The organism is Limosilactobacillus sp. (assembly GCF_022651205.1).
Taxonomy (GTDB): Bacteria; Bacillota; Bacilli; order Lactobacillales; family Lactobacillaceae; genus Limosilactobacillus.
Window position 1 is genome coordinate 1 of sequence record NZ_JALCQI010000039.1, and the last position, 10,813, is coordinate 10,813.

At 40.6% G+C, this 10,813-nt stretch carries 11 protein-coding genes and 1 pseudogene; 1 reads left to right on the forward strand and 11 read right to left on the reverse strand.

What is annotated here, in order from left to right; genetic code table 11:
* From LKJ51_RS06950 to gmk, 6 genes are all read right to left on the reverse strand, one after another.
* Positions 1-630, reverse strand: a 630-nt coding sequence (locus LKJ51_RS06950; protein ID WP_291980209.1) for a transcription antitermination factor NusB, incomplete at its 3' end; no start/stop codon positions are given.
* Positions 623-1,576: a methionyl-tRNA formyltransferase gene (gene fmt / locus LKJ51_RS06955; protein ID WP_291979545.1), complete on the reverse strand. Its 954-nt coding sequence runs from the start codon at positions 1,574-1,576 to the stop codon at positions 623-625. The genes fmt and LKJ51_RS06950, both read right to left, overlap by 8 nt.
* Positions 1,577-1,594: 18 nt before the next feature.
* Positions 1,595-4,021 carry a primosomal protein N' gene (gene priA / locus LKJ51_RS06960; protein ID WP_291979546.1) on the reverse strand — a complete coding sequence of 809 codons (2,427 nt, stop codon included), beginning with the start codon at positions 4,019-4,021 and terminating at the stop codon, positions 1,595-1,597.
* Between the two features lie 10 nt (positions 4,022-4,031).
* On the reverse strand, positions 4,032-5,237 hold the full coding sequence (gene coaBC / locus LKJ51_RS06965; RefSeq protein WP_291979547.1) for a bifunctional phosphopantothenoylcysteine decarboxylase/phosphopantothenate--cysteine ligase CoaBC: 1,206 nt from the start codon (positions 5,235-5,237) through the stop codon (positions 4,032-4,034).
* Positions 5,238-5,392: 155 nt separating this feature from the next.
* A complete protein-coding gene (gene rpoZ, locus LKJ51_RS06970) occupies positions 5,393-5,611 on the reverse strand; it encodes a DNA-directed RNA polymerase subunit omega (RefSeq protein ID WP_291979548.1) in 219 nt (72 codons plus the stop codon).
* The gene (gene gmk, locus LKJ51_RS06975) at positions 5,608-6,228 is read right to left on the reverse strand and encodes a guanylate kinase (protein WP_291979549.1); all 621 of its coding nucleotides are present in this window, start codon (positions 6,226-6,228) and stop codon (positions 5,608-5,610) included. The genes rpoZ and gmk overlap by 4 nt, the downstream gene beginning before the upstream one ends.
* 160 nt (positions 6,229-6,388) lie before the next feature.
* Here gmk and LKJ51_RS06980 point away from each other — a divergent pair, with 160 nt between their 5' ends.
* Positions 6,389-6,718: a hypothetical protein gene (locus LKJ51_RS06980; protein WP_291979550.1), complete on the forward strand. Its 330-nt coding sequence runs from the start codon at positions 6,389-6,391 to the stop codon at positions 6,716-6,718.
* A gap of 75 nt (positions 6,719-6,793) precedes the next feature.
* Here the strand turns inward: LKJ51_RS06980 and recN are convergent, their stop codons facing one another.
* From recN to LKJ51_RS07165, 5 genes and pseudogenes are all read right to left on the reverse strand, one after another.
* A complete protein-coding gene (gene recN / locus LKJ51_RS06985; RefSeq protein WP_291979551.1) occupies positions 6,794-8,476 on the reverse strand; it encodes a DNA repair protein RecN in 1,683 nt (560 codons plus the stop codon).
* A 10-nt stretch (positions 8,477-8,486) separates the two neighbouring features.
* The gene (locus LKJ51_RS06990) at positions 8,487-8,939 is read right to left on the reverse strand and encodes an arginine repressor (protein ID WP_291979552.1); all 453 of its coding nucleotides are present in this window, start codon (positions 8,937-8,939) and stop codon (positions 8,487-8,489) included.
* Between the two features lie 6 nt (positions 8,940-8,945).
* The gene (locus LKJ51_RS06995) at positions 8,946-9,767 is read right to left on the reverse strand and encodes a TlyA family RNA methyltransferase (protein ID WP_291979553.1); all 822 of its coding nucleotides are present in this window, start codon (positions 9,765-9,767) and stop codon (positions 8,946-8,948) included.
* 8 nt (positions 9,768-9,775) lie between these two features.
* The gene (locus tag LKJ51_RS07000) at positions 9,776-10,648 is read right to left on the reverse strand and encodes a polyprenyl synthetase family protein (RefSeq protein ID WP_291979554.1); all 873 of its coding nucleotides are present in this window, start codon (positions 10,646-10,648) and stop codon (positions 9,776-9,778) included.
* A gap of 4 nt (positions 10,649-10,652) precedes the next feature.
* Positions 10,653-10,813 (reverse strand): annotated as a pseudogene (locus LKJ51_RS07165) (exodeoxyribonuclease VII small subunit); the annotation flags it as partial.

Below are 10,813 nucleotides of genomic sequence, written 5' to 3' on the forward strand. Positions count from 1 at the left end.
ACTCTCGGTAGTCTCAACACCTTCATTTAGTAGTTGCTCTTTTACTGTTGCTAAATCGCTTTTATTAGTATTAATGCGAATTGAAACGTGGGCAGGCATATTGATGGCATGAAGAATGTCTTTAGCCTTCTCCATCCCGTATTGCTGAACAAATTTTTCTACTAACCATTGAGGAACACTTGATTCAAGGGAAAGTCGTTCTGTAGTTTTTTTAACTTTGGAAAAGTCGGGAAATCCTTTTCGTAAAGCGGCGTGAAGAACTCCGGTAACAAATTTTCTAATTCCCGGGTTCCCCCGATGCTTAGCGATTTCAATGGTTTCATTAGTAATCGCCCAATTAGGAAACCTATCTAGGTAATGGTACTGATAAAGAGCAGTCATCAATAAGGCTTCAACCCATGAATCCAGTTTCTTTTGTCGGGTTAGTGAATCTAGCCAATATTTAAGAGTAAGTTGGTGCTGAAGCGTCCCATAAACAATTGTCGTTACTAGTCGACGATCAGCTGAACTTAAATTATGATGGCGCAAGGTTTCATCAACTTGAAGGTTGGAATAGGCCCCGGTCTTCAGAACACGTTCTAAAGATGTAAAGGCTAATTCACGAGCATTCTGTGGAATAAACTTAGTCATTAGTTACTACTTGCATCCCTTCTTTAATGTTTTGATGACCATTTAGGTACGCTGTAATATTCATTTTCTGCTTACCAGCTGGCTTGAGTTCATTTATTTGGTATGTTGTTCCATTGCCCGCAGCAATGATTAGATGATGTTTATCAACGCGAACTACCTTACCAGGTTCCAAGCTTGTCTTTTCAGTAAGCGGTGTTACATCATAAATTTTGGTACGGAGGCCATCAATCCTCATATTGCCAATTGGTGCCGGCCGTAATCCCCGGACCTTATCATCAATTCTGTTTGCAGGCATCGTATAGTCTATTTGCTCCTGATCGCTTGATATATTAGGCGAAAAAGTAACTTTATCTGGATCCTGCTTTTGTGGATGAACATTACCGCTAATTAAGTCCGGCAAGGTATCTAAGAGCAGATCTCGACCAAGGATGCTGAGTTTTTTAAACATCGTTCCGTTATCATCATCACGTTCAATTGGAATTGAGCGTTGAGCAATCATGTCCCCCGCATCCATTTTCTTAACCATGTACATGATCGTAATTCCAGTTTCACGATCGCCATTAATAATTGAGTATTGAACGGGTGCCCCACCACGGTACTTAGGCAGCAATGAACCATGAACGTTAATTGCAGCGATCTTAGCAGCACTAAGTAACTTAGTTGGCAAGAATTGACCATAAGCAGCGGTGATCAGAAAATCAGGTTGCATTTCAATAATTTCACCCATCTCTTCACTTCCACCCAACTTAGCAGGCTGTAAGACCTTAATTTGGTTTTCTACTGCTAATTTTTTCACTGGTGAAGGTGTTAACACGTGCTTACGACCAACTCGATGGTCTGGTTGTGTTAATACAGCTTTAACCTCATATTCTGGTGCGTCGATTAAACTTTGGAGAATCGGGACCGCAAATTCTGGTGTTCCCATAAATACGATTGATGTTGACATTAATATCTCGTCCTTTCATTACATAAAATATTGCGGATCAGGATCGATCGAAATCTGGACATCCTTTCTCCCCTTACTTTGAGTTTCCTGAAGAATTTTTTGTAGAAGTGGGTGTAATCGTTGATCCTGCTTGTATTTAATTACAATTTGATAATAATAGCGTCTCTTCATTCGTGCGATTGCCCGGGGAGTTGGACCAAGGATAATCGTCGACGGCATTAAATTATCAACTAATTCCCGATGAATTTTGGTCATAGCTCGTGCCGCAACAGCTTCGTCTTCGTGACTCGCCATTATCCGAACAGTGAAGTAGTATGGCGGATAACTAGCTTGACGCCGTAAGGACATTTCCCGCTTAAAAAATCCCTCGTAATCATTTTGCTGAGCCAGTCGAATAGCATAGTGATCCGGGTTATAAGTTTGAATTATTACTTCACCTGTTTTGTCAGCACGACCTGCACGACCACTTACCTGACTTAATAAATCAAAGGTTCGCTCACTCGAACGAAAATCAGGCAGACCAAGGCCAGTATCGGCATTTAGGACCCCAACTAAAGTAACATTAGGAAAATCTAGTCCCTTTGCGATCATCTGGGTTCCAAGTAAGATATCAGCTTGGTGTTGACCAAAACGACGAAGAAGCTTTTCATGCATCCCCTTCCGTCTTGTTGTATCAACATCCATCCGAATAACTCGGGCATTAGGAATCAACCGGTTTAGCTCTTGTTCAACTTTTTCCGTACCGGTACCATAATAGCGAATTTCACGGCTTCCACAGTTAGGACAGTAACGCGGAATTGGCTCCTCATGACCGCAATAGTGACATTTCATTGTGTGACTATCCATATGAAGGGTTAACGAAATATCACAATTGGGACATTTTAGAACAGAGCCACAATCACGACACATCATAAATGAAGAAAAGCCCCTCCGGTTAAGCATTAAAATGCTTTGTTCATTTTTCATTAAGCGATCTACTAGCTTCCCTAATAATTCACGAGAAAAATTACTTTCGCCCCGTTCCTTAATTTCTGGTCGCATATCCACCACTTGAATTGGCGGAAGGGGTTGCTTATTTACACGATGCTTTAACCGAATGAGCTGGTAAACACCCTTCATTGCCCGTGCACGACTTTCTAGGCTTGGGGTAGCGGACCCTAAAACAACAGGAGCACTATTGTACTTTCCCCGCCACTTAGCCACATCCCTGGCATGGTAGCGAGGCGACTCGTCCTGCTTATAGCTTGACTCATGTTCCTCATCAAGAATGATTACCCCAAGATTCTTTAACGGCGCAAAAATAGCCGAACGAGCACCAACGACAACTTGTGCCTCACCGCGTTCAATTCGTCGCCATTCATCAAACCGTTCACCATTAGAAAGGCCACTATGAAGAACCGCCACTTTTGAACCAAATCGACGACGGACACGGTTAACAATTTGCGGTGTCAATGAGATTTCCGGAACGAGCATCAATGCCGTTTTATTGTTCTGAAGTACCTTAGCAATTGACTGGAGGTAGACTTCAGTTTTCCCACTTCCAGTAACTCCCTCAAGAAGGAATACTTGATTTTGTGAATTATCAATTGCCCGATCGATCTCTTTAACTGCCGCTCCCTGTTCATCATTTAACATTAACGGCTTTGCAAGATGGTGATCATCAGGTAATTTCTTGTCAAACGGGTTCCGATAAACTTCAACTGGTACTTTCGTTAACCACCCTTTTTGTGCACCAATATTAAAGGTTGCTGACTTCAGGCCACTAACCTTTTCGGCTTCCGTCTGCTTAACCGTCTTACCAACAATACTTTGCAAGTAGGATAATAAGCGGTTCTGTGCATGAGCGTTTGAATGTAATGATGTTCTAGCGTCTTCTAATCCTTCAAAATCTAATTGAGGGCGAATACCAGTCGTCGTCTTTGCCTTAGCTTGATCCGCAACTACATATTCAAAACTAACTTTCCCCTGCTTTTGTAGTTTAAGAAGTAAACTAACCACCTGGGGATCAGACTGGACCGTTGCAAAGTCAAGCTCGTCTTTCCCATGAAAAACGTCAAAAACGACTTGTTCATCAACCTCATCAATGATCTTAACAATCCGGGTCGTCTTTGCCTTAAGCATATTTGGCAGCATCGTATAAATACTGGAGATCCAAAAGGCATACGTTTGGTCAGCAAGCCACTTACTCAACTTTAGTAACTCAGGATCAATTACAGGCTGGAGATCCATTAAAGCAGAAATTGGTTTTAATTGACCATCATACATAGTTGGCTGATCAAGGCCAACTACAAAGCCTTGAACATGCCGTTTGCCATTGCCGAATGGAACAACTACCCGCATTCCTAATTGAATTTGATTTTCAAGCCGAGCAGGTACCTGATATGTATAGGGTTGGTTAGTTTGCATCGTGGGAACATCAACAATCACTTGTGCTAGTTGTGCCATTCAATTCACCTTACTTTACCTTTGTAGCAAGCAGCTGAATCAACTTAACTGCTACATTTACTTTCGTCATCTTGGGCCAAAAAATTGGTTCACTATTCTTTTGTAAGATTGTTATCTGATCCAAGTCACTACCAAAAGCACCATTTGCTCCAGCAACATTATTAGCAATAATTAAATCGGCATTCTTATTGGTTAACTTTTTATTTGCATTCTGCAATAAATCAGTCGTTTCTGCAGCAAAGCCAACCACAAGCTGATCAGATCGCTTTTGAGCACCAACTGTTTTTAAGATATCAGTAGTTTTCACCAATGAAATCCCCAATTGTTCCTGTCCATCAACTTTCTTAATCTTTTGCTTAGCAATAGTAACGGGCCGAAAATCAGCAACAGCGGCCGCCATTATTAATATATTAGCTGAGGGAAAAAGGGTGGTTACAGCTGATTGCATTTCTTCGGTACTTTCAACATGGTAAATTTTAATTCTAGGATTAACCGGTTCAGGAACAGTAATTTGACCAAGGACTAAGTCGACCATCGCTCCAGCGTCAGCGGCTGCATTAGCAAGCGCAATCCCCATTTTACCGGAAGAACGATTTCCAATAAAACGAACCGGATCAATTCTTTCACGGGTGCCGCCAGCAGTGATCAATACTCGCTTTCTGGGTAATTGCTTACTATTTTGGGTACTAATAATTGCTTCTAATTGGCTAGTGATCTCACCAGGTTCTGGAAGACGTCCCTTCCCCTGATATCCTTCCGCAAGTAATCCAGTAACTGGTTCAATAATTTTAATCCCATCGTTTTTTAACTGCTTAATATTTCGCTGGACAGCTGGATTATTCCACATATTAGAATTCATTGCCGGAACGACAACAACCTTTGAAATTGCAGTAGCTAACAGTGTCGTTGATACGGCATCATCGGCAATTCCGTGGGCCATTTTGCCGATAATATTTGCCGTTGCCGGAAGGATCACTGCATAGTCAGACCAGTCTGCAAGCTCAACATGAGGTACTGGTGAATCATTTTGGGTCCACAGCGTTGTTAATACGGGTTGATGTGTTAATGCATGGAGTGTCACTGGTGAAACCAGCTTGGTAGCTGATTCCGTCATTGCGACTCGTACTTGATTACCTGATTTTTCTAAGGAGCGAATCACTTCAATCCCTTTATAAAGAGCGATTCCGCCAGTCATATATACTGCTATTTTTGCCATTTCGAACACTCCAAACTTTTAACTCCAAGGTTGATTATATCATTCTCATCTTACTTTCCGATAAGATCATTCAACCGTAAAAGAAAAGCACCCGTAACCTCAATGAATTAATCATTCAGAAATTACGAATGCCCAAATTTATTTTCTGCCAACAATTAGTCTTGCAAGTCTTCAAAGTGATCTGGATCAATGATAACCTTATCGGCCTCAATTTCTTCCAGAGCCTTACCGACCGGCTTGCTTGAATAATAATGGTCAAGCAAAGGAGCTGAACCACGCTCTAATTCGTGAGCCCGCTTACTGGCAAGCATTACTAATGAGTAGCGTGAATCAATCCGTTTTAATAATTCATCAACTGATGGAAAAAGAATCATTGTGCTGAATCTCCTAACATTTCAAGATATCGTGGCATTACTCGGTTAACCCGAAGACGTTCGGTACGAATAATATCCTTAATTTTAGCAACAGCATTTGGCACTTCATCATTAACAACGGCGTAATCGTAGTTTTGCATCATTCGAATTTCATCGAAAGCTTTACGAATCCGCTTGTTAATTACATCCATACTATCCGTACCACGATGGATTAATCGTTGCTTCAGTTCATCAAGATCAGGTGGTGTTAAGAAAATGAAAACACCATCGGGACACTTTGAACGAACCTGCATTGCTCCGTTAACTTCAATCTCAAGGAAAACATCTTTCCCGGAATCCAAAGTCTCATTAACATATTTTAATGGGGTCCCGTAATAGTTGTCAACATACTTTGCATATTCCAACATTCCTCCCGTTTGGATTTCATGTTCGAATTCTTCTTTAGAGACGAAGTAGTAGTCAACCCCATTCTTTTCACCGGGTCGTGGCTGACGTGTTGTCATTGAGATAGAATATTGAAAATCATTATCGTTGGAATCAAAAATTGCTTTACGTACGGTTCCCTTACCTACACCGGAAGGACCAGAAAGTACGATTAACATTCCCCTTTTTGCCATGTTAATACTCCTATTCAAATATAACGTATTATTACTATAATGCACTAAATAAAAATTAAAATCAACTATTCAAACCAGTAATATTTTTAAATTACCTATTGCATTCGTGAACGTCTGTTCGTATAATGGATTTACAAACAAATGTTCGGAGATGGTTGGAATGCAAATGGAACAATCTTTATTTAAATCAGCATCTACTATTCTTAATGGTAAGCTACAACAATTACTGGATAATGATTTCACATCTCACAAAGAAGAGATCAAATTATTGACCCCTCAGCCTACTAAGCAACGTCTTGACTTCCTTAACAGGACAATTAACGAAAGACTAAGAGTGCTTATTCAACTAATCCCAATTAATAGTGCTGGCTACCCAGTTAATGTTCGCGGCACAGTAAAAAGACTCGATAACAAGCGCTATTTAATTCAAAACAAAAATATTAGTTACGTGGTTGGCTTTAACCAAATTCATTATATTGCTAACTTCTAATTTTCAATACAATCTAAAACAAGGATAAGGAATGCTTGAAGTGCAGTTCCTTATCCTTGTTTTGTTCTAATTGAATTAATCCTGCGCCATCTTTAACAGTTCTTGGGCATGTTCCTTGGTTAATTTTGTTACCTTTTCACCAGATAACATTCGTGCAAGTTCATTGACCCGTTGAGTATTGTTAAGAACTGTAACCATTGTTGTTGTTCGCTCATTCTTAACATGCTTTTGAATCAGGAGATGGTGTTGAGCCACTGCTGCAACCTGTGGCAAATGAGTAATACACAGGACTTGGGACCGATCAGCGATCACCTTAATTTTATCAGCAATTGCTTGTGCAACACGACCACTAACACCGGTATCAACCTCATCAAAAATAATACTCGTGACACCCTCATTTTGAGCAAAAATGGTTTTGAGCGCTAGCATTACCCGAGAAAGCTCACCACCAGATGCAATTCGTGCTAATGGCCCCATGGATTCCCCAGGATTCGTTTGAATATAAAATTCAACCTCATCTAGGCCGCTAGGAGTGAAGTGTTCTCGAGATTGTTTTGTAAAATGCACTTCAAAAACGGCTTTATCCATATAGAGTTCCCGCAACTGCTGGTGGACAAGTTTAGTTAAACGATGAGCCGCCTGTTGACGAACCTGACTTAACTGCTGTCCCGTTTCGGTTAATTTTTCCTTAGCAGTTGTTAATCGTTCCTCTAAGTCACTATTTGAATCTGCCGTTTCTTCCATTGAATCGAGTTCCTGTTTAATTTGATTGTAGTAACTCAAAATATCGGCAACAGTATCACCATACTTATGTTCCAAATCACCAATTAACGTTAACCGCTGGTCGATTTCACTCAACCGGTCATCGTTAAATTCCAGGAGATCCAATTGACGATTAGCCTCCGCTGCCACATCTTGAAGAGCATAGTAGGCATCATTCAAGGATTTACTTAGTGAATCATAGGCATCATCAAACTCGGCAATTTCATTAATCGAATTCATTACCGTTGCGATTTGATCAAGTACCGCTCCCTGATCACCACCATTAAATACCGTAACAGCTTGTTGCAATGAATTATTAATTTGTTGGAAATGTTCTAGGCGATCATGCTCACTCTTCAGTTGTTCTTCCTCACCAGCTTTCAGATCAGCACTCTCAATCTCATTAACCTGATACCGAAGCATATCTAATCTTTGTGCCCACTGTTGTTCATTACTTTGCTTTTTATCTACAGCAGCCTTTAACTTCATATAATCCTGATATTGATCATGGTAACGACTTAATAAATCTTGAACATCATTATGAGCAAATTGATCCAACATCCCCAAATGCATTTCTGGCCGTAATAATAGCTGATGTTCATTTTGTCCTTGAATATCAACAAGTCGAGAACCGATCCGCTTTAATGTTGCCGTATTAATCAATTGACCGTTAACCCGAATAACGTTTCGCCCACGACGATAAATCTCCCGAGATATAATAAGGATTTCATCATCATGATCAATCCCTAATGAATCAAGCAGCTCATCAAATTCCGGATCTTGTGGAAGGGCAAACTGCCCCTGAAGTGATAATTTATCTGCACCACGACGAATAAATTCTTGGGAACCACGACCACCTGCAAGTAAGCCGACTGCATCAATAATAATTGACTTTCCTGCACCTGTTTCCCCCGTCAAAACAGTCATATGATCAGAAAAATCCAAAGAAAGATGTTTAATAATTGCTAAATTATCAATTGTTAATTCCTGTAACATTTAGTCACCCTTAATTAATCAGATTTTGAAACATTTCTTCAACACTAGTTGCTGCTTCGATTGACCGACAAACAACTAAAACCCCGGCATCATCACCAATCACTGAAAAAACATCATCAGTTTCCATTTGGCGGATCAGACTAGCCATTACTGGACCATTACCAGGTCTCATTACAATTGATAAGAATTGATCCTGACGCTCTAAGGAAAGCATGTTGTTTGATAATTCGGTGCTTAACCGCGTCTGATTATCAATATTTCCTTGAGCTGGTAAGGCATAGCGATAACCACCATCACTAGCGGGGACCTTTACCAATTGAAGTTCCTTGATATCACGTGAAATTGTTGCCTGGGTTGCTCGAACCCCTTGTTCCTTTAATGCAGCAACCAGATCATCCTGACGCTCAATCTGACTCTTAGTTATGATTTCCCGAATTAATTGTTGACGCTCAACCTTCCTCATTATTTTTCACTCCTTATGGTTAAGTTCTGCATCTGCGTTGGCCAATACTTGGTTGATATTAACCTGCTCTGACATCTTTCCTTTCTCCTCACTCAGTCTCAAATGAACAAGGAATTCAATGTTTCCTTGACCACCCTTAATTGGAGAGAAGTCTAAATTAAGCACATCGAAGCCGTCTTCTTGGGCAAAAGTTAAAACATCCTCAAGAACTTCTTTATGAACCTCGTGATCTTTAATAATTCCGTGCTTACCAACTTTCTCTTTTCCGGCCTCAAATTGTGGCTTAATTAAGGCAACCACTTCACCACCCGGAACGAGGATTTTAGCTAACGGCGGCAAAATCAATCGTAAAGAAATAAATGAAACATCAATTGAGGCAAATTCGGGCCGACCATGATTGAAATCTGCTAATTTACTATAACGAAAATTAGTTTGTTCCATAACCACTACTCGAGGATCCTCACGAAGTTGCCAAACTAATTGGTTAGTTCCAACATCTAAAGCGTAACTTAATTTTGCACCATTTTGTAACATTACATCCGTAAAGCCACCGGTTGAAGAACCAATATCCAACACCGTTTTACCTTTAACATCAATATTAAAGACATCTAATGCCTTGGCTAATTTCAAACCACCACGACTTACGTACGGCATCTTGTGACCCTTCATGTGTAAGGTTGTATTCACGGGAATCTTTTCACCTGGTTTATCCAACCGTTCATTATTTTTCCCAAGAATTTCACCAGCCATAACGGCTCTCTTTGCCTGCTCACGAGAATCAAAGAGTCCCTGTTTTACTAATAAAATATCAACGCGTTGTTTTTCCATCTTTATCCTCACAATTTAAAATATGCCAAAAACTGGTCAAACGGCTTAAAATTGCATCCCGTTACTTCTCCCAATTTTGTTTGGGTCGCTTTTGCCTGCTTCAACACTGAATGAAGTTGTTGTTCAGATCCTTGAACACCCAATAGACCAGGATAGGTATTTTTGTGTTCGCCAGCATCTTTATGAACGGTCTTTCCCATTTCCTTAGTCGTACCAACAACATCCATCAAATCATCGTAAATTTGAAAGGCTAGACCAAATTGCGTTCCAAAATCTGCTAATAGGCCTTTTACGTCCTGCTCTTGATTAGTAATAATTCCGCCAGCCAAGACCGCATAGCGTAATAAAGCCCCTGTCTTTTGACGATGAAGGTATCGTAACTGATCAAGGTTCAGTCGTTGATGTTCCCCTTCGATATCTCTTGCCTGCCCCGCTACCATTCCTGATGGTCCAGCAGCCTTTGCGAGCTCAAGGGATAATTCCGCACGCACCTCAGCAGATAATTGGTTATCAGCAACCCATTGGAAAGCCATTGTTAATAGGCCATCACCAGCCAGAGTCGCCATTCCCGCTCCAAACTTTTTGTGGTTAGTCGGTTTCCCACGACGTAAATCATCATTATCCATCGCAGGAAGATCATCATGAATTAGTGAATATGTATGGAGTAATTCTAAGGCTGCTGCAGCCTTCATGACACCTTGATTAACCTGTCCACCCAACATTTGAACTGTTGTTAACGTTAAAGCGGGCCGTAATCGCTTACCACCAGCATTAACAGAATATTCCATTGAAGCGGCCAAAGTATCTTGATCAATATCAAGTGGCATTTTTTCTCTTAAGAATTGATCGATTTCTTCCTTTAATTCACTAAGTTCTATCATTGACTTACTCCTCTAAAGGCTTCTCATCACTGCCGTAGCCACGATTTCCACCGCCGTTATTGCTTGGGTCATCAGTTGACTTCTCGTATTGCTTTTCGTTTCCATCATCATCGATCAGACTTCCTAGCGTCTTCTCGGCATTAGTCAGCTTTTGCTGTAATGAAC

Coding starts and splice junctions, on each gene's coding strand:
- fmt (WP_291979545.1), bottom strand. CDS start 1,576: ATGTCAACATCAATCGTATTTATGGGAACACCAGAATTTGCGGTCCCG.
- priA (WP_291979546.1), bottom strand. CDS start 4,021: ATGGCACAACTAGCACAAGTGATTGTTGATGTTCCCACGATGCAAACT.
- coaBC (WP_291979547.1), bottom strand. CDS start 5,237: ATGGCAAAAATAGCAGTATATATGACTGGCGGAATCGCTCTTTATAAA.
- rpoZ (WP_291979548.1), bottom strand. CDS start 5,611: ATGATTCTTTTTCCATCAGTTGATGAATTATTAAAACGGATTGATTCA.
- gmk (WP_291979549.1), bottom strand. CDS start 6,228: ATGGCAAAAAGGGGAATGTTAATCGTACTTTCTGGTCCTTCCGGTGTA.
- LKJ51_RS06980 (WP_291979550.1), top strand. CDS start 6,389: ATGCAAATGGAACAATCTTTATTTAAATCAGCATCTACTATTCTTAAT.
- recN (WP_291979551.1), bottom strand. CDS start 8,476: ATGTTACAGGAATTAACAATTGATAATTTAGCAATTATTAAACATCTT.
- LKJ51_RS06990 (WP_291979552.1), bottom strand. CDS start 8,939: ATGAGGAAGGTTGAGCGTCAACAATTAATTCGGGAAATCATAACTAAG.
- LKJ51_RS06995 (WP_291979553.1), bottom strand. CDS start 9,767: ATGGAAAAACAACGCGTTGATATTTTATTAGTAAAACAGGGACTCTTT.
- LKJ51_RS07000 (WP_291979554.1), bottom strand. CDS start 10,648: ATGATAGAACTTAGTGAATTAAAGGAAGAAATCGATCAATTCTTAAGA.